Annotated in this window: 17 protein-coding genes; 11 read left to right on the top strand and 6 right to left on the bottom strand. The window is 67.3% G+C overall.

Features of this window, described 5'->3' with window-relative positions; all coding sequences use genetic code 11:
• Positions 1-60: 60 nt before the first annotated feature.
• Positions 61-771, bottom strand: coding sequence for a hypothetical protein (locus tag ASC92_RS19200; protein WP_235505895.1), 711 nt, complete (start codon positions 769-771; stop codon positions 61-63).
• A gap of 173 nt (positions 772-944) precedes the next feature.
• On the opposite strand from ASC92_RS19200, the gene smc reads away from it, so the two are divergent.
• The 5 genes from smc to def all read left to right on the top strand — a co-directional run bounded on the left by smc (position 945) and on the right by def (position 8,819).
• Positions 945-4,460 carry a chromosome segregation protein SMC gene (gene smc / locus ASC92_RS19195; RefSeq protein WP_056518658.1) on the top strand — a complete coding sequence of 1,172 codons (3,516 nt, stop codon included), beginning with the start codon at positions 945-947 and terminating at the stop codon, positions 4,458-4,460.
• Positions 4,461-4,474: 14 nt separating this feature from the next.
• Positions 4,475-5,578 carry a cell division protein ZipA C-terminal FtsZ-binding domain-containing protein gene (locus ASC92_RS19190; protein ID WP_056518656.1) on the top strand — a complete coding sequence of 368 codons (1,104 nt, stop codon included), beginning with the start codon at positions 4,475-4,477 and terminating at the stop codon, positions 5,576-5,578.
• A 24-nt stretch (positions 5,579-5,602) separates the two neighbouring features.
• Positions 5,603-7,690 carry an NAD-dependent DNA ligase LigA gene (gene ligA / locus ASC92_RS19185; protein WP_056518654.1) on the top strand — a complete coding sequence of 696 codons (2,088 nt, stop codon included), beginning with the start codon at positions 5,603-5,605 and terminating at the stop codon, positions 7,688-7,690.
• Positions 7,691-7,805: 115 nt separating this feature from the next.
• Positions 7,806-8,243, top strand: coding sequence for a hypothetical protein (locus ASC92_RS19180; RefSeq protein WP_056518652.1), 438 nt, complete (start codon positions 7,806-7,808; stop codon positions 8,241-8,243).
• Positions 8,244-8,279: 36 nt separating this feature from the next.
• Positions 8,280-8,819: a peptide deformylase gene (gene def, locus ASC92_RS19175; RefSeq protein WP_056518650.1), complete on the top strand. Its 540-nt coding sequence runs from the start codon at positions 8,280-8,282 to the stop codon at positions 8,817-8,819.
• A gap of 6 nt (positions 8,820-8,825) precedes the next feature.
• On the opposite strand, the gene ASC92_RS19170 is transcribed toward def, so the two are convergent.
• Complete coding sequence (locus ASC92_RS19170; protein WP_056518649.1) at positions 8,826-9,221, bottom strand: DoxX family protein; 396 nt, start codon at positions 9,219-9,221, stop codon at positions 8,826-8,828.
• 173 nt (positions 9,222-9,394) lie between these two features.
• On the opposite strand from ASC92_RS19170, the gene ASC92_RS19165 reads away from it, so the two are divergent.
• From ASC92_RS19165 to ASC92_RS19150, 4 genes are all read left to right on the top strand, one after another.
• A complete protein-coding gene (locus tag ASC92_RS19165; protein ID WP_056518648.1) occupies positions 9,395-10,429 on the top strand; it encodes an amino acid ABC transporter substrate-binding protein in 1,035 nt (344 codons plus the stop codon).
• Positions 10,426-11,424, top strand: a complete 999-nt coding sequence (locus ASC92_RS19160) for an amino acid ABC transporter permease (RefSeq protein ID WP_056518646.1) — start codon at positions 10,426-10,428, stop codon at positions 11,422-11,424. The genes ASC92_RS19165 and ASC92_RS19160 overlap by 4 nt, the downstream gene beginning before the upstream one ends.
• Positions 11,421-12,476 (top strand): amino acid ABC transporter permease, encoded by a 1,056-nt coding sequence (locus ASC92_RS19155; RefSeq protein ID WP_056518644.1) that lies wholly within the window; start codon positions 11,421-11,423, stop codon positions 12,474-12,476. Before ASC92_RS19160 ends, ASC92_RS19155 begins: the two co-directional genes overlap by 4 nt.
• Positions 12,477-12,747: 271 nt before the next feature.
• On the top strand, positions 12,748-14,109 hold the full coding sequence (locus tag ASC92_RS19150) for a homoserine dehydrogenase (protein ID WP_056518641.1): 1,362 nt from the start codon (positions 12,748-12,750) through the stop codon (positions 14,107-14,109).
• A gap of 72 nt (positions 14,110-14,181) precedes the next feature.
• Here ASC92_RS19150 and pgm read toward each other — a convergent pair whose 3' ends face one another.
• The gene (pgm, locus tag ASC92_RS19145; RefSeq protein WP_056518639.1) at positions 14,182-15,846 is read right to left on the bottom strand and encodes a phosphoglucomutase (alpha-D-glucose-1,6-bisphosphate-dependent); all 1,665 of its coding nucleotides are present in this window, start codon (positions 15,844-15,846) and stop codon (positions 14,182-14,184) included.
• On the bottom strand, positions 15,843-16,520 hold the full coding sequence (locus tag ASC92_RS19140) for an HAD family hydrolase (protein ID WP_056519139.1): 678 nt from the start codon (positions 16,518-16,520) through the stop codon (positions 15,843-15,845). The genes pgm and ASC92_RS19140 overlap by 4 nt, the downstream gene beginning before the upstream one ends.
• Before the next feature lie 184 nt (positions 16,521-16,704).
• Here ASC92_RS19140 and ASC92_RS19135 point away from each other — a divergent pair, with 184 nt between their 5' ends.
• Entirely contained in the window at positions 16,705-17,049 is a 345-nt protein-coding gene (locus ASC92_RS19135; protein WP_056518637.1) for a hypothetical protein, read from the top strand.
• A gap of 124 nt (positions 17,050-17,173) precedes the next feature.
• Positions 17,174-18,523 carry a putative bifunctional diguanylate cyclase/phosphodiesterase gene (locus tag ASC92_RS19130; RefSeq protein WP_056518635.1) on the top strand — a complete coding sequence of 450 codons (1,350 nt, stop codon included), beginning with the start codon at positions 17,174-17,176 and terminating at the stop codon, positions 18,521-18,523.
• Between the two features lie 19 nt (positions 18,524-18,542).
• On the opposite strand, the gene ASC92_RS19125 is transcribed toward ASC92_RS19130, so the two are convergent.
• Together ASC92_RS19125 and ASC92_RS19120 are read right to left on the bottom strand one after the other, a co-directional pair.
• Complete coding sequence (locus ASC92_RS19125; protein ID WP_056519137.1) at positions 18,543-19,580, bottom strand: sensor domain-containing diguanylate cyclase; 1,038 nt, start codon at positions 19,578-19,580, stop codon at positions 18,543-18,545.
• A 43-nt stretch (positions 19,581-19,623) separates the two neighbouring features.
• Entirely contained in the window at positions 19,624-22,230 is a 2,607-nt protein-coding gene (locus ASC92_RS19120) for a [protein-PII] uridylyltransferase (RefSeq protein WP_056518633.1), read from the bottom strand.
• Positions 22,231-22,247 lie beyond the last annotated feature (17 nt).

Below are 22,247 nucleotides of genomic sequence, written 5' to 3'. Positions count from 1 at the left end.
TACCGCAAATTAAATTTCGGGAAATATCTTTCCGTAGGCTTCCTTGCTTCTTCCATGGATTTACTTGGGTATCAGCGTGAAGAAGGGCATCACCACGCCCATCACCCAGTTCTGGCCGAAGTCGAGTGCCGCCCGGCGGTATTTCTCGTCGGCCTGCGCAGCCAGCAGGTCGAGCCGCGCCACGACCTTCGACAGTTCGCGGTCCGCCACGAGGTTGCGGCCGCGGTCGCTGATTTCGGTGGCCAGCAGCAGTGGCTGGCCATCGGGGCCGGCCTTGGAGGAAATGAGCCAGAGGGAGATCTCGAAGTTGCGCGCGGCCCTGAAGCTGTTCTCGGCGTTGATGCCGTCGATCATGGTCTGGTCCCAGGTGTCGCCGTTGGCCTGCTTGAGCATGGTGGCCCAGCCGTACACCAGCGCCGCGACGCGGTCGCCCGGGTAGCCCTGCGGCCCGGTGTCGAAAGCCAGGCGGATGGCGTCGATGCCGGTGGCGCCCTTCAATTCAGGCAGGGGCGGCCCCTTGAGCACAGCATCCCAGGCGCGCTGGGCGGCTTCGTCCATGCTGACGGCTGACTTGCGCCATTCGCGCGGGTTGCGCTTGTACAGCGTGCTTTGCACGCGACGCACCGACTGCAGGTTGTCGCGCAGCGACAGGTTGGCGATGCGGTTGGCGCCAGACTGCATCCATTCGTGGCTGCTGTAGGGCTCGGCGCGCTGGGTGTCGCGCGTCGACGAGCAGCCTGCAAGGCCAAGCAGAACAGCCGTGCCCGCCAAGATGCCTCCTAGGAGGCAGGTACGTCGCATGGCGAGGGGAGAAACCAGGGAATCGCTCATGCCCTGACGTTATCATCCACGGCTGGGGCGGCGGCCTGCTGCAAGCTGCAGGCCCGTGCAATTTTCCTTACAAATCAATACCTTGGCGCCAGAGCCAAGCAGGCCGACAAGTCGTGCGTCTTAATTCCATCAAGCTTTCGGGCTTCAAGTCGTTCGCCGAACCCACCAACTTCCTGCTGCCGGGCCAACTGGTGGGCGTCGTCGGGCCGAACGGCTGTGGCAAGTCGAACATCATGGACGCGGTGCGCTGGGTGCTCGGCGAGTCGCGTGCGTCGGAGTTGCGCGGCGAGTCGATGCAGGACGTGATCTTCAACGGCACGACCACCCGCAAGCAGGCCAGCCGTTCGAGCGTGGAACTGGTGTTCGACAACGCCGACCACCGCGCTGGCGGCCAATGGAACCAGTTCGGCGAAATCGCCGTGCGCCGCGTGCTCACGCGCGACGGCACCAGCAGCTACTACATCAACAACCAGCCGGTGCGCCGCCGCGACGTGCAGGACGTGTTCCTGGGCACCGGCCTCGGGCCCCGTGCCTACGCCATCATCGGCCAGGGCACCATCAGCCGGATCATCGAATCGAAGCCCGAGGAACTGCGCCTGTTCCTTGAAGAGGCCGCGGGCGTGTCCAAGTACAAGGAACGCCGCCGCGAAACCGAAAACCGCCTGGGCGACACGCGCGAGAACCTCACGCGGGTCGAGGACATTCTTCGCGAGCTCAACGCCAATCTCGAAAAGCTCGAGAAGCAGGCCGAGGTGGCTGCGCGCTACAACATGCTGCAGGGCGACGCCACGAAGAAGCAGCATCAGCTGTGGTTCTTGAAGCGCAGCGAAAGCAACGCCGACCAGGCCAAGATCAAGTTCGATTCCGAAAAGGCGATCAACGACCTCGAATCGCGCACGGCCGATCTGCGCCACATCGAAGCCGAACTCGAAACCGTGCGCCAGGCCCACTACGGCGCCGGCGACCAGGTCAACCAGGCGCAGGGCAAGCTCTACGAGGCCAGCGCCGAAGTCGGCCGGCTCGAGGGCGAGATCCGCTTCGTGGTCGAAGGGCGTCAGCGCGTCGAGCAGCGCCTGGTGCAACTGCGCGAGCAGATGGGCCAGTGGGGCCGCCGCCGCGAAGAGGCCGAGGCCGAGATCGAAACGCTGGCCGGTGCCGGGGTGGACGCCGAGGAGCAGGCCATTTTGCTGGCCGCCCAGCTCGAAGAGCACGACGCACGCATGCCCGAACTCGAGGAAGCCGTGCAGCGCGCCCAGGACGAGGCCAACACGCAGCGCACGACCGTGTCGCAGGTACAGCAGCAGATCCAGGTGCTGGCCGCCGATCAGCGCAACATCGAAGAGCAAAGCCGCCAGCTCACGCAGCGCAGCGAGCGCCTGCGCGCCGACCAGAACGCGCTGGCCGCGCCCGACGAAGCCCGCCTGCTCGAGATGCAGGAGCAGCACGCCATGGCGCAGGAAGCCGCGAGCGAAGCCGACGCCCGACTGCACGAACTGCAGGAAGCCGTGCCGCAGCTCGACGACGACCGCCGCGCGAAGCAGCAGGCCGTCAACACCGAGGGCGCCCGTCATGCCGAGTTCTCGGCCCGCCTCGAAGCGCTGCGCGCGCTGCAGGAAAAGGTCAAGACCGACGGCAAGCTGGCGCCCTGGCTCGCCAAGCACGGACTCGACGGCCTGCAGGGCCTGTGGAGCCGCATCCACGTCGAGCAGGGCTGGGAAAACGCGCTCGAAGCCGCGCTGCGCGAACGCCTGGGTGCGCTCGAAGTCAGCCGCCTGGAGATGGTGCGCGCCTTCGGCAACGATGCGCCGCCCGCCAAGCTTGCCTTCTACAGCCCGCCGGCCGCCGGAGCGCCCGAAGGCACGGCCGCGCTGCCGCGCCTGTCCAGCCTGCTTCGCCTGAACGATGCCGGCCAGCAGGCCCTGCTGAACGGCTGGCTGCATGGCTGCTACACCGCCGCGAGCTTCGAGGAGGCGCTGGCCCAGCGCGCCACACTGCAGCCCGGTGAAGTCATCTACGTGCAGAGCGGCCACGCCGTGTCCTCGCACAGCGTCAACTTCTACGCACCCGATTCCGAACAGGCCGGCATGCTGGCCCGCCAGCAGGAAATGGAAAACCTGGAGCGCCAGCTGCGCGCCCAGACACTCATCAACGAAGAAGCGCGTACGGCCTTGGTTCGCGCCGAAGCCGCCTACGCCGATGCCGCACAGCGCCTCGTGACCGCACGTCGCGAAGCCGCCGAGACCCAGTCGCGCGCGCACGAACTGCAGGTCGAGACCCTGCGCATGACGCAGCTCGCCGAGCAGACCCGCGCGCGTAGCCAGCAGCTGGCCGCCGACCTCGGCGAAGTCGATGCGCAGCTCGAGGAACTGCAGGAGAGGCGCATCGCCGCCGAAGGCCGATTCGAAGAGCTCGACATGCAGCTGGCCGACAGCCAGGAGCGCCACGCGCAACTCGACGAGCGCGTGATCGAAGCCGGCCGCGCGCTGAGCGCGAGCCGCGAGCAGCACCGCAGCCTCGAGCGCCAGGCGCAGGAAGCGACCTTCTCGCAGCGCACGCTCGAAGCCCGCCGCGGGGAGCTCAACCGCTCCATCGAAACCGCGGCGCAGCAGACCGTGGCACTGACCGACGAAGACGAGCGCGCCCGAGCCGAACTGGCCCGGCTGTCCGATGCCGCTGCGCAGGCCGGCCTGCAGGATGCCCTGTCGCTCAAGCTCGAACGCGAAGCCGCGCTGGGCTCGGCGCGCAGCCAGTACGACGACCTCACGCTCAAGCTGCGCGCCAGTGACGAGCGCCGCCTGCAGCTCGAACGCGAACTCGATCCGCTGCGCCAGCGCATCACCGAGTTCCAGTTGAAGGAACAGGCCGCGCGCCTGGGCGTCGAGCAGTACCAGCAGCTGCTCGACGATGCCGGCGCCGACCTCGAAGCCATCGAGCAATCGATCGAAACCGACAAGGTCAAGCTCACGGGCCTGCAAGGCGAAATCGACCGCCTCAACCGCGAAGTGGTCGCGCTCGGCGCGGTGAACCTGGCGGCGCTCGACGAACTCGCCATCGCGAGCGAACGCAAGACCTTCCTCGACGCACAGTCGGCCGACCTGAACGAGGCCATCGGCACGCTCGAAGACGCCATCCGCAAGATCGACGCCGAAACGCGCGACCTGCTCGGCGGTACCTTCAAGGTCGTCAACGAGCACTTCAGCCGCATGTTCCCCGAGCTGTTCGGCGGCGGCAACGCCAAGCTGATGATGACGGGCGACGAAATCCTCGACTCCGGCGTGCAGGTGATGGCGCAGCCCCCGGGCAAGAAGAACCAGACCATCCACCTGCTCTCGGGCGGCGAGAAGGCGCTCACGGCCATTGCGCTCGTGTTCGCCATCTTCCAGCTCAACCCGGCCCCTTTCTGCCTGCTTGACGAAGTGGACGCGCCGCTGGACGACGCCAACACCGAGCGCTATGCCAAACTCGTGACAGCCATGAGCCGCGAAACCCAGTTCCTCTTCATCAGCCACAACAAGATCGCCATGGAAATGGCCGAGCAGCTGATCGGCGTGACGATGCAGGAGCAGGGCGTGTCGCGCATCGTTGCGGTCGACATGGAGTCGGCGGTCTCGATGGTCGAAGCCGCGTAAGCCGAGCGGCACCCATGAGCAGCCTCACTCTCGCCCTGACCATCCTCGGCGGCCTCGTTCTCGCGGCCGTCGTTGCCTACAACACGCTGATGTCACGCCGCAATGCGCCGCGCCAGCCCGACGCGATCGACGTCGCGCTCGATGAAGCCGAGCGCGCTTTGGCGGCGAGCGGCGGCGGCATGGAGCCGATGCTGCATGCCGATCCGCACCAGATGCAGGGTGCCGACCGCCACGAACCGCTGTTCGACCCCGACCTGCCGGCGCCCAGCGGCGTGCCCGTGGCGACCGGCGAACGCCGCGGCGGGCTCGACCCGCTGATCGACGTGATCGCACCGATCTCGCTCGATGGCCTCGCCTCGGGCGATGCCGCCATCGCCGCCATGCCGCCGACACGGCGCGCGGGCAGCAAGCCGGTGGCCATCGAAGGCCTGAATGAACACACCGGCCAGTGGGAGCCGCCCGTGGCCGGCCAGCGCTACAGCGCTTTCCAGGTCGGCGTGCAGCTGGCCAACCGCACGGGTGCGCTCAACGAGATCGAATACTCCGAATTCGTGGTCAAGGCGCAGGCCTTCGCCGATGCCGTCAACGGCGCGCCCGAATTCCCCGAGATGCTCGACGAAGTGGCGCGCGCCCGCGAGCTCGACCAGTTCGCGAGCGCGCACGATGCGCAGCTCGGTTTTGTCCTGCGCGCATTGCATGCGGCCTGGAGTCCGGGCTATGTGCAGCAGAACGCGGCGCGGCTCGGCTTCGTGGCCGGCATCATCCCGGGGCGCATGGTGCTGCCGACCAGCGAAGCCGGCTTGCCGCCGATCCTCGGGCTGGCTTTCGACACGCAAGCGGCGCTGGCCGACGACCCGGCCCAGTCGGCCATTCGCGAGCTCAGCCTGAGCCTCGATGTGCCGCAGGTCGACCGTGGCGAAGAGCCGTTCCGCCGCATGCGCGAAGCCGCCGCCACGCTGGCGCGCGAGATGGACGGCGTGGTCACCGACAGCGACGGCCAGCTGCTGCGCGACGAAACCATGGACGTGATCGGCGCCGACCTCGAGCAGCTCTACGACACGCTCGATGCGCGCGACCTTGCGGCGGGCTCGCCGCTGGCGCGGCGCCTCTTCAGCTAACAACTCCGACCTTCGGGAGACACCATGACGACGCGCGACGAAGCGGCACGCGAAGCCGCCGCACTGAGCGAGCAGCTCCACCGCCACGCCCATCTCTACTACGTGCTCGACACGCCCGAACTGCCGGATGCGGCGTACGACAAGTTGTTCCAGCGCCTGCAGGCGATCGAAACCGAGTTTCCCGACCTGCGCACGCCCGATTCACCGACGCAGCGGGTGGGGGGCAAGGTGCTCGACGGTTTCCTCAAGGTGCGCCACAAGGTGCCGATGCTGTCGATCCGAACCGAGACCGACATCACGCCCGGCGGCGCGAGCGCCTTCGACGCGCGCGTGCGCAAGGAGCTGGGCCTGCCCGAGGACGGGCCGCAGGTCGCATACGTCTGCGAGCTGAAATTCGATGGCCTTGCCATGAACCTGCGCTACGAGAACGGCGTGCTGGTGCAGGCCGCCACGCGCGGTGACGGCGAGGTGGGCGAAGACGTTACGCAGAACATCCGCACCGTGCGCGAGATTCCGCTGCGCCTCAACGGTACGGCGCCGCCCGTGGTCGAGGTGCGCGGCGAGGTCTACATGAAGCGCGCCGATTTCGACGCGCTCAACGAGCGCCAGCGCCAGAAGATCGCGGATGGGCAGAAGAACGAGAAGGTGTTTGTCAACCCGCGCAATGCCGCTGCCGGCGCGGTGCGCCAACTCGACCCGGCGATTGCCGCGGCGCGGCCCCTGAGCTTCTTTGCCTACGGGCTGGGCGAGGTGACGCCAGCGGCCGAGGGTGGACCCGACTGCCCGACGCAATTCGACTGGCTGCAGCAGTTCCACGCATGGGGTTTTCCCGTGGCCACACAGACGGCACGCGCGACGGGTGCCATCGAGCTCATCGCCTTCCACGAGAACATCGGCCGCCAGCGCGACGCGTTGCCCTATGACATCGACGGCGTGGTCTACAAGGTCGACAGCATCGAGCTGCAGCGGCAACTGGGCTTTGTCTCGCGCGAACCGCGCTGGGCCGTGGCGCACAAGTACCCGGCGCAGGAGCAGCTGACCGAGGTGGTCGGCATCGAGATCCAGGTCGGGCGCACCGGCAAGCTCACGCCGGTGGCCAAGCTCGCGCCGGTGTTCGTCGGCGGCGTGACCGTGACCAATGCCACGCTGCACAACGAGGACGAGGCGCGCCGCAAGGACGTGCGCGTAGGCGACACGGTGATCGTGCGCCGTGCCGGCGACGTGATTCCGGAAGTGGTCGGCGTGGCACCGGACAGCCTGGCCAAGCCCGACGACCAGCGCGGCGCAGTCTTCACCATGCCGCACAAGTGCCCCGTGTGCGATTCGGAAGCCGTGCGCGAGGAGGGCGAGGTCGACTACCGCTGCAGCGGCGGCTTGTTCTGCGCGGCGCAGCGCAAGGAGGCCATCCTGCATTTCGCGGCGCGGCGTGCGGTGGATGTCGACGGACTGGGCGACAAGCTGGTCGAGCAACTGGTCGATGCCAACCTGATTCGCACCTTGCCCGATCTCTACAAGCTCGGGTTCGTCACGCTGGCGGGCCTCGATCGCATGGCCGAAAAGTCGGCGAAGAACCTGGTCGACGCGCTCGAGGCCTCGAAGAAGACCACGCTGCCGCGCTTCCTGTTCGGCCTTGGCATCCGCCACGTGGGCGAAACCACCGCGAAGGACCTGGCCAAGCACTTCGGCAAGCTCGACGCGATCATGGACGCGAGCGAGGAGCAACTGCTCGAAGTGAACGACGTGGGCCCGGTGGTGGCGCAAAGCCTGCGCACCTTCTTCGATCAGCCGCACAACCGCGAAGTGGTCGAGCAATTGCGCGCCTGCGGCCTGAGCTGGGAAGAGGGCGAGCCCGCCGCCAGGGCGCCGAAGCCTTTGGCGGGTCTGACCTTCGTCATCACCGGCACGCTTCCTACGCTGAGCCGCGACGAAGCGAAGGATAAGTTGGAGACAGCCGGTGCCAAGGTCTCCGGCTCGGTCAGCAAGAAGACCCATTACCTCGTAGCCGGCGAAGAGGCCGGGAGCAAGCTCGACAAGGCGCGTGAGAACGGCGTCGAGATCATCGATGAGGCGCGTATGCTGGAGATACTCGCCAACGGTGTTCCGGCGGAATGAGCCACAGAGGTGGCGACAGGCCCTTTACCGGCCGTTACGCGACTTCATCGGAGCGCAGTCAACAGGGTCTACAACCTGGCGTTGAAAACCAATCGAAGGCCACAAGGAGTCCCTCATGCAAAAAATTCGTGTTCTTGGTGCCAGCGTCGCGCTCGGCGGCGTTGTGCTGCTGAGCGGCTGCGTGGGCGTGCCCGCCGATCCCTACTATGGTGGCGGCTACTCGTCGGGGCCTTACTACAGCGAACCGTCGCCCGTGGTCGTTTCGCCAGCGCCGGTCTACATCCAGGGTGGCGGCTACTACGAGCAGCGGCGTCCGTACTACTACGACCGCGACCGTCCGTACTACGGCCGGCCGGGCTATCCGGCCGCGCGTCCTGTCTATCCGAATCCCGGCGTGGTCGGGCGGCAGCCCGGCAACTGGGGCGGTGGCCGGCAGGGCGTCGCACCGCGTCCGCCCGTTACTGGCGGAGGACCGGGCTCCATCCCGACGCCGCCGCGCGGCAATGCGCGCCTGTGGACTTCGCCGGACTCCAAGACCCAGACGCCTCCCTGATCGCGGCGGCTCCGGGGCTGTCGCGATAATCCCGCCATGGCCATCCGCGAAATTCTGAAAATGGGCGACCCCCGGCTGCTGCGCATTGCGCAGCCCGTGGCCGCCTTCGACACCGATGAACTGCACCTGCTGGTGCGCGACATGTTCGAAACCATGCATGCGGTCAACGGTGCCGGCCTCGCCGCACCACAGATTGGCGTGGACCAGCAACTCGTGATCTTCGGCACCGATGTCGTGAATCCACGCTATCCCGATGCGCCACCGGTGCCGCGCACCGTGCTGCTCAATCCCGTCATCACGCCGCTGAACGACGAGGAGGAAGAGGGCTGGGAAGGATGCCTGTCGGTGCCGGGCCTGCGCGGCGTGGTGCCGCGCTTCGCCAACATCCGCTATACCGGGTTCGATCCCTACGGCGACCCGATCAACCGGGTCGCCACCGGCTTTCATGCGCGCGTGGTGCAGCATGAAGTCGATCATCTGCTGGGCAAGCTGTACCCGATGCGGGTGCGCGATTTCTCGCGCTTCGGCTACACCGAGGTCCTGTTTCCGGGCCTCGATGCGGCTGACGACGATTGATTTGCTCTAGTTGTACTTGCTGCTCAGTGCGAAGCGGCCTCCGCCCATGAAGGCCAGGGCGAGCGCCGCGAACAGGAACATGCCCTGCGTTTCCAGTGCCCAGCCGCCTTGCTTGCCGAGCGAGGTGAAGTCCTTCGTGTGGACCAGCGCGAAAGCCACGAGCATGTTGATCGCGACGATCCATGCCGCCGGCCGCGTGTAGAGGCCGACGATCAGCAGCACTGGCGCCACCACCTCACCGATATAGACCAGGTAGGCCAGCGCGCCCGGCAGCCCATGCTGGGCCAGCATGCCGGAGATGAAGCCGACGCCGCCCTTGAGCTTGGCGATGCCGTGCAACAGGATCAGGACGCCAAGCGCGACGCGCAGGATGAACTTGCCGGTGTCGTCTGATTTGACCATTTGTGTGGATTCCAGTTGAGAGTGATTCGAGGGTCGTATGGTAGTGACCCTGTGGCTGCTTCGGGCACCGGATTTTGGTTGACCGACGCGCATATGCATCCAACCCGGAGTTCTTTGGCAGAGTCCGGTTCGGCCCGTACACTGCCTTTTGCTTACTGTTGAGGAGAACACCAATGAACAATCGTTTCCGCCCGGCATTGCTTGCCGCCGCCTCCGTCATCGCACTCGCCGCTGCCGCGCCGGCCTTCGCCGGCAAGACGCTCGACGCGGTCAAGCAGCGTGGCACCGTCAAGTGCGGCGTGACCAACGGCGTGGCGGGCTTCTCCGCACCCGACACCCAGGGCAACTGGTCGGGCCTCGACGTCGACACCTGCCGCGCCATTGCTGCGGCCGTGCTCGGCGACGGCAAGAAGGTCGACTTCGTGCCGCTCAATTCGCAGCAGCGCTTCTCGGCCCTGCAGGCTGGCGAAATCGATATCCTCGCGCGCAACACCACCTGGACACTCACGCGCGACGCCTCGCTGGGCTTCAACTTCACGACCATCACCTACTACGACGGCCAGGGCTTCCTGGTGCCGAAGAAGCTCAAGGTGACGAGCGCCAAGCAGCTCAAGAACGCGACCATCTGCACGCAGTCGGGCACCACCAACGAGAAGAACGTGTCGGACTATTTCCGCGCGCAGAACATCCCGGTGAAGACTGTCGTCTTCGAAAGCTTCGAGGCTTCGTTCAAGGCTTTCTTCTCGGGCCGCTGCCAGGCCTTCACGACCGACGCCTCGGCGCTGGCCGGCCTGCGCAACAAGGAAGCGCCGAACCCCGACGACTACGTCATCCTGCCCGAGCTGATCTCCAAGGAGCCGCTCGCGCCGCTGGTGCGCCGCGGCGACGACGAGTGGTTCGCCATTGCCAAGTGGGTGCCCAACGCGCTCATCGAGGCCGAGGAATTCGGCGTCACGCAGGCCAATGCCGACGAGCTCAAGGCCAACAGCAAGGACCCGGCGCAGCAGCGCCTGGTCGGCACCGGTGAAGACCTGGGCAAGCTGCTGGGCCTCGACAAGGACTGGTCGTTCCGCGCCATCAAGGCCGTGGGCAACTATGGCGAGATGTTCGAGCGCAACGTCGGACCGAAGTCGGTGCTCAAGCTGCCTCGCGGCTCCAACAACCTCTGGAACAAGGGCGGCCTGATCTACGCACCTCCGGTTCGATGAGCCGGGAGGCCTCGCGGCGCGGCGCTTGGCTGGCCTGGCTCGTCCAGGCGCTGCTGGTGCTGGCCGTCGTGGCCGGCGCGGTCTGGGTCGTGCACCATGCGCTCGAGGTGCTGCGTGCGCGCGGCGTGCGCTCCGGCTTTGACTTTCTCACCGAGCCCGCGGGCTTCTCGATCAGCGAAGGCTGGCTGGACTTCGACGCGAGCCAGCCATTCTGGCGTGCGTTTCTTGCGGGCCTGATCAACACGGTGCGCGCGGCGGTGCCGGCGGCCATCTTCTCGGTCGTGCTCGGCACGCTCGTCGGCATCGGCCGGCTGGCGCCGCACGTGCTGCTGCGCGGCATCTGCACCGCATACGTCGAGCTGCTGCGCAACGTGCCGCTGCTGGTGCAGTTGCTGATGCTGGCCTTTGCGATGGCCAACCTGCTGCCCGACCCGACGGAGCCTGTTCGGTTGCTGCCCGGCGTGTGGCTCAGCAAGGGTGGCCTCAGCGTGCCTTGGCCCGTGGTGGGCGAGGGCGGCTGGTGGCCCACACATTTCGAGTTTCCCGAGCGTGGCGCCTTCGGCGTGAGCGGCGGCGCTGCGCTGAGCCCCGAGTACGTGACCATCGTGGCGGGCCTGACCTTTTATTCAGCCGCGTTCGTGGCGGAGATCGTGCGCGCGGGCATCCTGTCGGTCTCGCAGGGCCAGGTGCTCGCGGGGCAGGCGCTGGGCCTGTCGCCGGTGCAGCAGCTCCGCATCGTGATCCTGCCGCAGGCGCTGCGGGTGATCGTGCCTTCGCTCACCAACCAGCTGCTGAGCCTCACCAAGAACTCGTCGCTCGCTGTGGCCGTGGGCTATCCGGAACTGGTGTCGGTGGCCAATACCACCATCGGCTCGAATGGCCGGGCCTTCGAGTGCATCGCGATCATCATGGCGGTCTACCTGCTGTTGTCGCTGCTGATCTCCTTCGGCATGAACCGCTACAACGCACGCGTTGCATTGCGAGGCTGGCGATGAGGAACGTCGCGCAAGGGCCCATCGTGTGGCGCAGCGAACTCTGGGGTTCGCCGCTGCGGGCACTGGCGACGGTGCTGTTGCTGGCGCTGCTCGCGTGGGGCGGCTTCCACGCCGTCGAGTGGGGCATCGTGCATGCGGTGTTCCGGCCCGATGCCGAGGCTTGCCGGGCCGTGCAACATGGCGCCTGCTGGGGCGTGGTGGCCGAGAAGTGGCGTCCGATGCTGTTCGGGCGCTTTCCGTATGAAGAGCAATGGCGCCCGGCGATCGCGGTCGTCGTGCTGTCCGCCGTTACGCTGCTCAGCGCCTGGCCGCGGAGCTGGCGCTGGTGGCTCGTGCCGCTGTGGATCGGCGCGCTGCTGCTGTTCGTGCTGCTGATGCGTGGCGGCGTCCTGGGACTGAGCCATGTGCCGACGAGCCGCTGGGGCGGCCTGCCGCTGACCATCGGGCTCGCGGTGGTGGGGCTGGCGCTGGCCTTTCCGCTCGCACTATTGCTGGCGCTCGGTCGCCGCTCGGGCTGGCCTGTGGTGCGCACGCTGAGTGCGAGCTACATCGAGCTGGTGCGCGGCGTACCGCTGATCTCGGTGCTGTTCATGGCCTCGTTCCTGTTGCCGCTGCTGTGGCCGGCCGGATGGCAGCCCGATGTGCTGGTGCGCGTGCTCGCGGGGCTCACGCTGTTCGTGGCGGCGTATCTGGCCGAGATCATCCGCGGCGGCTTGCAGGCCGTGCCCCGCGGGCAGACCGAAGTGGCGATGGCGCTGGGCTTTGGCCGCTGGCCGGTGCAGCGCGACATCGTGCTGCCGCAGGCGCTGCGCCTCGTGGTGCCCGCACTGACCAACAGCGTGGTCGGTACGCTGAAAGACACCTCGCTCGTCACCGTGGTCGGCCTGTTCGAGTTGACCGGTGCGCTGGGCCTGGCGCTGGGCGGCGATCCGACGTGGCGGCCGTTCTACCTCGAGGGCTATCTCTTCATCGCGGCCGTGTACTGGGTGCTGTGTTTCGGGCTCTCCCGCTACAGCGTGTGGCTTGAAAAACGCCTGTCGGCCGCGCCTTGAGCCCGGCGGCGGCAGGCTCCTGTACACTCCGGGCCTTCATGCCGAGCAACAATTCCCACCCCGCATCCAACGCAGCCCTGATGGCTCGCATGATGCCGCCTGCCTCCGCGCAGGCGATGGTCGTTGCTCGAATGATTACCACCATTACCACCGCGGCCACCTGAGCACGCGCAGGTGGCCGTTCCGGCAGCCACCTGGTGTATCGCTCTCTCCCCGAACGAATGAACCCAGCTCTGGCAGCTGGGTTTTGTTTTTTCGTCTGGAGATGTCCATGTACCGCGATCCCGTTGAATCCCTCGAGCCCCTGCACAGCCGCCCTGCGCTGAACCGTACCCTGCGCGTGGGGATGATCGGTATCGGAACCGTGGGCTCGGGCACCTTCCGCGTGCTCGTGCGCAACCAGGCCGACATCGCGGCGCGGGCCGGCCGGGCTATCGAACTGGTGGTCGTTGCCGCGCGCAACCTGGGGCGCGCCGCCGGCATCGTGGGAGAGCGCGTTGCGCTCACGGCCGACCCGATGCAGGTCGCCACGCACCCCGACGTCGATGTGGTCGTGGAGGTGGCCGGTGGCACCGGGCCCGCACGCGACTGGGTGCTGGCCGCCATCGCGCATGGCAAGCACGTGGTCACGGCCAACAAGGCATTGCTCGCGGTGCACGGCGCCGAGATCTTCGCCGCCGCGCGAAAACAGGGCGTGGCCGTGGCCTACGAGGGGGCGGTGGCCGTGAGCATTCCCATCGTCAAGGCGCTGCGCGAAGGCCTTGCGGCCAACCGCATCGAGTGGGTGGCCGGCATCATCAACGGCACCACCAATTTCATCCTGAGCAAGATGCGCGATGAAGGCCTGGACTTCGCCGCCGCGCTCGCGCAAGCCCAGGCGCTGGGCTATGCGGAGGCCGACCCGAGCTTCGACATCGAAGGCATCGACGCTGCGCACAAGCTGTCTTTGCTGGCCGCCAACGCCTTCGGCATGCCGCTGCGCTTCGCCGATGTGCAAGTGGAGGGCATCACCGCCCTGCAAGGGCTGGACGTGGCCTGCGCGGAGCAACTGGGCTACCGCATCAAGCTGCTGGGCGTGGCGCGCCGGCAGGCCGACGGCGTGGAACTGCGCGTGCAGCCCTCGCTGGTGCCGGCCGACCACCTGATGGCCCATGTGAAAGGTTCGATGAACGCCGTCATGGTCAAGAGCGATGCGGCGGGCCTGACGATGTACTACGGTGCGGGCGCCGGTTCGGAGCAGACGGCCTCGGCGGTGATTGCCGATCTCGTGGATGTGGCGCGGCTCGACGGCGTGAATGCCGCGCAGCACGTGCCGCACCTCGGTGTGCATGAGCATGCGACGAATGCCCTGGCGGTGTTGCCGCGTGCCGCCGTGCACACCTCGCACTACCTGCGGGTGCCGGTGCGCGCCGTCAGCCAGATCCAGGCGGTCACGGCCTGCCTCGCTGAGCAGAAGGTGCCGGTGCGCCAGGTCGCGCTGGCGGCTGAACGCCCTGGCGTCGGCCCGCAGGTGCTGGTGCTGACCGCGCCCGTGGAGCAGGGCACGCTGGACCTTGCCGTGCATGCGTTGCAGGCGCGTTCCGAGGTGGCAGGCGCGGTGGCGACGCTGTGCGTGGAACTGCTGGAAGGCTGAGCCACGAACGCCGCGAGCGAAGCGCGCAGATCGTCGCCCGGGTTCAGCCGCAGCACCGGCGCCTGCATTCCTTCAGGGCGCCGACAGCGCCCCGTCCACCACCTGCTGCGCTTCTTCGAGAATGCGCGCGAGGTGGTCCTTGCCCTTGAAGCTCTCGCCGTAGATCTTGTAGATGTTCTCGGTGCCGGAAGGCCGCGCCGCGAACCAGCCGCTCTCTGTCACGACCTTCACGCCACCGATGGCCGCGCCATTGCCCGGCGCATGACTCAGCACGTTGACGATCCGGTTGCCCGCCAGTTCGGTCGAGCGGATCTGCTCGGGCGACAGGCTCGACAACCGCTTCTTCTGCTCGACAGTGGCCGCCGCATCTACGCGATCTGACACCGGCTGGCCCAGCGCCTGCGTCAGTGCGGCGTAGCGCTCGCCGGGGTCGCGCCCGGTGCGTGCGGCGATCTCGGCCGAGAGCAGGGCGGGCACGAGGCCGTCCTTGTCGGTGGTCCACACCGAGCCGTCCTTGCGCAGGAAGGTCGCGCCCGCGCTTTCTTCGCCGCCAAAGGCCAGCGACGCGTCGACCAGCCCGTCGACGAACCACTTGAAGCCCACCGGGACCTCGTACAGCCTGCGCCCGAGCCGCGCCGTCACGCGGTCGATCATCTGGCTGCTGACCACCGTCTTGCCGACCGCCGCCTGCGCCGGCCATTGCGGGCGGTGCGTGTAGAGGTAGTCGATCATCACCGCGAGGTAACTGTTCGGCTGCATCAGGCCCGTGCTGCCCGCCACGATGCCGTGGCGGTCGTGGTCGGTGTCGCAGGCGAAGGCGATGCCGAAGCGGCCCTGCAGTTCGATCAGCTTGTGCATCGCGTCGGGCGACGAGGGGTCCATGCGGATGCGGCCGTCCCAGTCGAGCGACATGAAGCGGAAGGTCGGGTCGACCTCCTGGCTCAGCACCTTCAGGCGCGAAAGCTTGTAGCGCTCGGCAATCGCGGGCCAGTAGTGCACGCCGGCGCCGCCCAGCGGGTCGACGCCCAGGTCGATGTTCACGCCGCGAATGGCATCCATGTCGAGCACCTGCGCCAGGTCTTCGACATAGGTGTTCAGGTAGTCGTGCCGGTGCGTGGTCGAGGCGCGCAGCGCCTGCGCGAGCGGCATGCGCTTCACGCCTTCGAGCCCGTTGGCCAGCATCCTGTTGGCCGCCGCCTCGACGGTCGAGGTGATGTCGGTGCCCGCCGGTCCACCGTTCGGCGGGTTGTACTTGAAGCCGCCGCTCTCGGGTGGATTGTGCGAGGGCGTGATGACGATGCCGTCGGCCAGCCCCCCGGTGCTGCTGGTGCGCCCCCGGTTGTAGACGAGGATCGCGTGCGACACGGCCGGCGTCGGCGTGTATTCGTCGTCCTTCGAGATCATCAGCTCGACGCCATTGGCCGCGAGCACTTCGACCGCGCTGTTGAAGGCCGGCGTCGACAGCGCATGCGTGTCGATGCCCAGGAACAGCGGCCCATCGATGCCGTTCTGCTTGCGGTAGTCGCAGATCGCCTGGCTGATCGCCAGCACGTGCCATTCGTTGAACGCATCGTCGAACGAGGAGCCGCGGTGCCCCGAAGTGCCGAAGGCCACGCGCTGGCTGGGCACCGACGGATCGGGCCGTCCGGTGTAGTAGGCGGAGATCAGGCGCGGTACGTTAACCAGCAGTTCGATCGGTGCGGGCTTTCCCGCGAGAGGGTTGGTTGCTTGGCTCATGCAGATGGAAAGTCGAGGTTGATGATGTCGCCGATGCGCTCGATGGCGATGTCGGCGGGCGCATAGGCGGCATTGGCCTGCGTGTCGAGCGCATAGTGCCCCTGCCGCACGAAGACCGTCGTCAGGCGCGATCCCCAGACGGCCTTCATGGCCGAGAGGATGCGCAGTTTGTCGTCGAGCATCACGTAGTGCCGCGCGGGGTAGCGCTGCTCGACGGCGTCAAGCATCTGTTCCTTGTGCACGTAGATCAGCACGCGGCCCTCGGTGGCGCCCCAAAGGCCCGAGCGCTGTACCTTGCGCGGCTGGAACACGACGTCCCCATCGGACAGGATCACCGTGGGCCCGCGCTGGCGCAGGTGCTTCAGCGTCTCCAGCGCGCCGGGGTAGAGCCGGTCGGCAAAGGGGTAGTCGATGAGAAATTCCGACATCAGCAGCAGCCGCGAATCGCTCATGCCGCGGCTGCTTTCCTCGGCGCGGTAGCGCTGCAGGGCGCCGAGGTAGTCGACGTAGCCGAGTTCGCTGCGCAATTGCTCGAAGGCCGTCCAGTAGCGGTCGGCGCTTTCGGCGCCGAAGGACTGTTCGAGATGGGTGCGAAGGTCGGCGATGATGCCGTCGTTGTCGAGCAGGGTGTTGTCGACATCGATCAGGAAAACGGTGGCAGGGGGCGGTGTCATGGTGTGTGGCGGGTGGGCCTGAACTGCGCGCGTCGCTTCCAGCATACGCTTCGAATGCGACCCCGCACGGCCCCTGCGTGATTTTGTTGAGGCTCTGAGATCCAATGGCTCAATCCGTGCCGCGGGATCGTCCTCGGAATTGAATAAGCTCCTGAGGTTGCAGTTCGAAGAAGGAGCAAGACAGATGCGCATCACCAACGGCTGCTGCTGGATCGGCCTGCCGGCCCTGGCCATGGGCCTTTTGCTGGCTGGCTGCCAGACGCCCCCGGTCGACCGGCCCCTGACATCAGAAGTCCCCGAACCCCCGAGCTTCGTTACGCCGCCGGAAACCTGCCAGGCTGCCGCCGTCCGGTTTGGCCTGGGCCTGCGCGTCAGCCAGCAACTGCTGGAAGAGATGCGCCAGCGCGCCGGCGCCCGCCTGGCACGTACGGTGCCTGCCGCGGAAAAGGCCGATCCAGCACAGGACACGGCGAGGCTCAGTGTGCAGGTCGATCCGACGGGCCGCGTGGTGGGTGCCTATTGCGGCTAAAGAGCCGATGGCGCAGGCTCAATGTTGCGTGGATGCAGCGCTCATGTAACTAATATTAGCTACTAAGCACGCAATCGCCCCAATTGGGGGAACAATAGCCGGCGATCTTCGGAGCCCCAGTCTTTTGTCGAACAAGCAACCCACAGTCTCTTTGCCGTCGTACTACGACGGGTCGGCACGTCTCCCGCCGGACGAGGTGCTGCGCCCGTTGATGGACGACTGGGCCCGTGCAGGCAAGCGCCTGGCTGCCGTCTGCTACATCGACGTGGACCGATTTGCGTTGCTGAACGACCGCCTTGGCATGGTGGCGGGCAATGTCGCCCTGAAGGAGGTGGCCCGCCGCATCAAGGCTCAGCTACCGCGCGAGAGCGTGATGGCCCGCGTGGGCGGCGACGAGTTCGCGGCCCTGTTTGCCGGCCTTGGAGCCTCGCAATGCACCCAGGTGCTGGAGCGCATCCAGGCCTCCCTCGCCGAGCCCTGGAGCTGGCATGACCAGGCGGGCAGCATTGACGCGAGCATCGGCGCCATGCTGCTCGACAGCAATGGCCCGCCCCCCGAAACCGCGCTGCGCCAGGCGCAGCACGCAGCCTTCTTCGCCAAGCGCGCGGCCGACGGCAAGGTGCATTACTTCGACGCGCCCCAAGCACGCGCCGACGAGCAGGTGGTGCGCGAGCGCCAGCGGATCCAGGAGGGCCTGCTGCAAGGCGAGTTCTTCCTGGTCTACCAGCCCAAGGTCGATATGCATCGCGGCGTGGTGGTCGGCGTCGAGGCGCTGCTGCGCTGGCAGCACCCCGAGCGGGGCCTGTTGCCGCCGGCCCAGTTCGTACCGCTGATCGAAGACGACGTTCTGGTCGAGCAGGTCGGCGACTGGGCCATTGCCACGGCCCTTTGGCAAGCGCACCAGTGGCGCCTCGCGGGCCTGCAGATTTCGGTGAGCGTTAACGTGGCACCGCGCCACATGATGCGCTGGGATTTCGTCGAACGGCTCGCGCGGCACCTGTCGCAGTTTCCGAAGCTGGGTGCGGGCATGCTGGAGCTCGAGATCCTGGAAACCACGGCGATCAGCCAGTTCGCGAATGTCGCGCTGTTCGTCGAGGCCTGCAAGACGCTGGGCGTGGGCGTGACCATCGACGACTTCGGCACCGGCTACTCCTCGCTCACCTATCTGCGCCAGCTGCCGGTGTCGACCGTGAAGATCGACCAGTCGTTCGTGCGCGGCATGCTCGACAACGGCCAGGACCATGCCATCGTGCAGGGCATCATCGCGCTGCTCCACGCGCTCGGACTCACGGCGGTGGCCGAAGGCGTCGAAACGGTGAAGCAGGGCGAAGAACTGCTCGCACTGGGGTGCACCCTCGCCCAGGGCTACGGCATTGCAATGCCGATGGCGGCCAAGGACATCGCGCAATGGGTGGCGCAGTACGAGCAGGCGCCCCTGTGGGGTGCCAGCGCGGCGGCAATGCCCGGCGCCTGAGCGCTGCGGCGGCGTCCGTTCAGCTGGACGCGGTTGCCCCTGCGTCGCGGACCATGGTCCGGCGGCTTTGCTTGACGGCGTGCATCGCGGTGTCGGCCTGGCGCAAGGCGGCCTCGGCGGAGACGGTGCGTGGGTCGACGGCCACCACGCCGACGCTGGCGCCGCCGTAGTCGATCGTCAGGTGCCGCAGCTTCAACTCGCAGATGGTGTTTTCCGCCAGCCGGTCGGCCATGGCCCGCGCCCCGGTGCGCGGCGATTCGTCCAGCGCGGGGCCGAGGCCGATCACCACGAATTCGTCGGAGCCGAAGCGCGCCAGCATGTCGCTCGCGCGCACCGAGGCCGAGAGCTGCTTCGCCATGGCCGACAGGAACTCGTCGCCGACTTCGTGGCCGTGCGTTTCGTTGATCTTCTTGAAGTTGTCCATGTCGACGAAGCCGACCAGCACGCTCTGGCCGCTGCGCGCGCCTTGCGCCAGCATGCGCTGCAGTGCATCGACGAGGGCGCGGCGGTTGGGCAGGCCTGTGAGGGCGTCGGTCGCGGCGTGGGTGGCGAGCAGGGCGTTGGCTTTCTTGAGCTTTGCCGCGAGCAATTCGCGCTCCACCTGCTGGCCGATCAGCCGCGCGAAAAGCCGCAGCACCGGCTCGGCCTGGGGCGGCAGCGGCACCTGTCGTGTGCTGGCACCGCACAGGGCGCCGATGAGGCCGCCGCTGTCGGTCGTCACCGGCGTGCTCACGCAGGTCTGGATGCCGAGCCGGCGGGCGGCGTCGGCATCGCCCCAGCAGCCGCCGGCGTCGTCCATATAGGTGCGGCCTTCCTCGAGGGCGTGCCGGCAGAGCGTGTCGGCCCAAGGCACCGGTGCCCCTTCGGGCAGGGCCAATTCGCCGGCGTTGTGGGCGAACAAGATGTGCTGTCGGCCCTTGTCCAGGTCGATGGTCGTGAAGTAGGCCGACTCCAGGCCCGTCGCCGCCTCGAGCATTTCGAGCATCGGGCGTGCGAGGTCTTCCAGCGTCTTGGCCGAGGAGACGGAGTCGGATAGCTGTTCGATCAAGGATTCCATGGCCGACATTCTGATGGCATCGGTTGCGTTCGGGAGGGCAATTTCAAGAGGCCAGGGCTTCCATCAGCTCGGTTTCGATGGCCAGTTGCGTTTTTTGGCCCTGGAGCTCGGGGCCGCTGATCAGGAAGGTGTCTTCCACCCGCTCGCCCAGCGTCGTGACCTTGGCGAGCTGCAGGTTCAGGTGATGGCGCGCCAGCACCCGGGCCACCGAGTACAGCAGGCCGGCACGGTCGCTGGCCGAGATGTTGAGCAGCCAGCGCTGCGCCTTGTCGTCCGGCAGCAGGCTGATGCGCGGCTTGATCGGAAAGCTGCGCACCCGGCGCGAAACCCGGCCCATACTGGGCGGGGGCAGGGCGCCGGCCTCGGTGAGCGTCTGCGCCAGGCCCGACTCGACCATGCTGATCAGGTCGCGGTAGTGGTCCGGCACGAAGGTGGTCACCACCTGGAAGGTGTCGAGCGCATAGCCATTGCTCGCGGTGTGCACCTTGGCGTCCAGGATGCTGAAGGACGCCTGGTCGAAATAGCCGCAGATGCGCGCGAACAGGTCGGGCTGGTCGGGCGTGTAGACCACCACCTGCAGGCCTTCGCCTACCGGCGACAGGTGCGCGCGCACCACAGGGGGCGCTTTCGGGTCGACGGGCACATTTCTGGGCGGCACGAAGCGCGAGAGCTGCTTGGCGTGCCAGGCGATCTCGGTGGCGTCGTGGCGCATGAAATAACCCACGTCGAGCGTGTCCCACAGCGCCTTGTGCGCCTCGAAGCGCTGCGCATGCAGTGCCAGCTGCACCAGGGCCTCGCGCTTGCGCGACTCGACCTCGGCGTCCGGGTCGGGCATGCGGCCGCCCAGCGCGCGCAGCGTGTAGCGGTACAGGTCTTCGAGCAGCTTGCCTTTCCAGGCATTCCACACGCGCGGCGAGGTGCCGCGGATGTCGGCGACGGTCAGCAGGTAGAGCGCCGTCAGGTAGCGCTCGTTGCCCACGCGCTTGGCGAAAGCGCCGATCACCTCGGGGTCGCTCAGGTCCTGCTTCTGGGCGACCTGGCTCATGACCAGGTGCTCGGCCACGAGAAACTCGATCAACCTGGCGTCTTCGCGCGCGATGCCGTGCTGCTTGCAGAAGCGCTGAACGTCGCGCGCGCCCAGCGTGGAATGGTCGCCGCCGCGCCCCTTGGCGATGTCGTGGAAGAGGGCCGCCACGTACAGGATCCAGGGCTTGTCCCAGCCGGCCGCGAGTTGCGAGCAGAACGGATATTCGTGCGCATGCTCGGCGATGAAGAAGCGCCGCACGTTGCGCAGCACCATCAGGATGTGCTGGTCGACCGTGTAGACGTGGAACAGGTCGTGCTGCATCTGCCCCACGATGCTGCGGAACACCCGCAGGTAGCGGCCCAGCACCGAGGTCTGGTTCATCAGCCGGAACGCATGCGTGATGCCGTAGGGCTGCAGCAGGATCCGCATGAACGTGTCGTGGTTGGCCGGGTCGTTGCGGAACTTGCTGTCCATCACGTGGCGCGCGTTGTACAGCGCGCGCAGCGTGCGCGCCGACAGGCCCTGCACGCCGATGGTCTTCTGGTAGAGCAGGAAGGTCTCGAGCACCGCGTGCGGCTCGCGCTCGTAGAGGTCGTCGCTGGCGATCTCGATCAGGCCGGCGCGCTCGTAGAAGCGCTCGTTGATCGGCGTGGGCTGCTCGTCGATGGGCTGCAGGCGCTCGGCAATGTTGAGCAGCAGGATCTGGTTGAGCTGCGACACCGCCTTGGCCGCCCAGTAGTAGCGACGCATCAGCGCTTCGCTCGACTTGCGCTGCGACTCGCCTTCGTAGCCGAAGCTCGCCGCCACGGCCGTCTGCAGGTCGAACACCAGCCGGTCTTCGCGCCGGTTGGCAATCACGTGAAGACGGGCGCGGATCAGCGAGAGCAGCGCCTCGTTGCGCTTGATCTGCTGCGCCTCGAAGGGGGTGGCCAGGCCGTTCTTGGCGAGGTCGTCCCAGCGGCCGCCGTAGCCGGCGGCCTTGGTCATCCAGAGGATGGTCTGCAGGTCGCGCAGGCCGCCCGGCGATTCCTTGCAGTTGGGCTCCAGCGCGTAGGGCGTGTTGTCGAACTTCTGGTGGCGGTGCCGCATTTCCTGCGACTTGGCCACGAAGAAGGCCTGCGGGTCGATGGCGCGGGTGAAGCGGCGACGGAAGGCGGTGAAGAGCTTCTTGTCGCCCACGACCAGGCGTGCTTCGAGCAGCGAGGTCTGGACGGTGACGTCTTTCTCGGCCTCGGCCAGGCATTCGTCGACCGTGCGCACGCTGGAGCCGATCTCGAGGCCCGCGTCCCAGCAATGCCCGATGAAGGCCTCGATGCGGGCCGGATCGATGTCGCTCTCGTGGCCCTCGGGCGGCAGCAGCAGGAGCACGTCGACGTCGGAATACGGAAACAGCTCGCCGCGCCCGAAACCGCCCACGGCAGCCAGCGTGAGCGAGTCGCCGAAGCCGGCCTCGCGCCACAGCGTGCAGAGCGTTTCGTCCGCCAGCGCCGAGAGCTGGCGCAGCACCGCGTGCACGCTGCGGGTTGGCGCGCGCGCAAAGCGCAGGGTGTCGAACAGGGCGAGCTTCTTCGCGCGATAGGCTTCGCGCAGCATCGCTACGTCGATCTTGGCTGCTTCGATCACGGCCGGGGAGCGCGTGC

It is taken from the genome of Variovorax sp. Root411 (genome assembly GCF_001425205.1).
Classification (GTDB): Bacteria; Pseudomonadota; Gammaproteobacteria; order Burkholderiales; family Burkholderiaceae_C; genus Variovorax.
Note: the sequence above shows the minus strand (reverse complement) of the source record. Positions and strands in the feature narration are given on the sequence as shown.

Bases quoted from the DNA above. Each gene is read 5' to 3' on its own strand.
- ligA (WP_056518654.1), top strand. From the start codon at position 5,603: ATGACGACGCGCGACGAAGCGGCACGCGAAGCCGCCGCACTGAGCGAG.
- ASC92_RS19170 (WP_056518649.1), bottom strand. From the start codon at position 9,221: ATGGTCAAATCAGACGACACCGGCAAGTTCATCCTGCGCGTCGCGCTT.
- ASC92_RS19180 (WP_056518652.1), top strand. From the start codon at position 7,806: ATGCAAAAAATTCGTGTTCTTGGTGCCAGCGTCGCGCTCGGCGGCGTT.
- ASC92_RS19190 (WP_056518656.1), top strand. From the start codon at position 4,475: ATGAGCAGCCTCACTCTCGCCCTGACCATCCTCGGCGGCCTCGTTCTC.
- ASC92_RS19150 (WP_056518641.1), top strand. From the start codon at position 12,748: ATGTACCGCGATCCCGTTGAATCCCTCGAGCCCCTGCACAGCCGCCCT.
- ASC92_RS19155 (WP_056518644.1), top strand. From the start codon at position 11,421: ATGAGGAACGTCGCGCAAGGGCCCATCGTGTGGCGCAGCGAACTCTGG.
- ASC92_RS19140 (WP_056519139.1), bottom strand. From the start codon at position 16,520: ATGACACCGCCCCCTGCCACCGTTTTCCTGATCGATGTCGACAACACC.
- def (WP_056518650.1), top strand. From the start codon at position 8,280: ATGGCCATCCGCGAAATTCTGAAAATGGGCGACCCCCGGCTGCTGCGC.
- ASC92_RS19165 (WP_056518648.1), top strand. From the start codon at position 9,395: ATGAACAATCGTTTCCGCCCGGCATTGCTTGCCGCCGCCTCCGTCATC.
- pgm (WP_056518639.1), bottom strand. From the start codon at position 15,846: ATGAGCCAAGCAACCAACCCTCTCGCGGGAAAGCCCGCACCGATCGAA.
- ASC92_RS19125 (WP_056519137.1), bottom strand. From the start codon at position 19,580: ATGGAATCCTTGATCGAACAGCTATCCGACTCCGTCTCCTCGGCCAAG.
- ASC92_RS19135 (WP_056518637.1), top strand. From the start codon at position 16,705: ATGCGCATCACCAACGGCTGCTGCTGGATCGGCCTGCCGGCCCTGGCC.
- ASC92_RS19160 (WP_056518646.1), top strand. From the start codon at position 10,426: ATGAGCCGGGAGGCCTCGCGGCGCGGCGCTTGGCTGGCCTGGCTCGTC.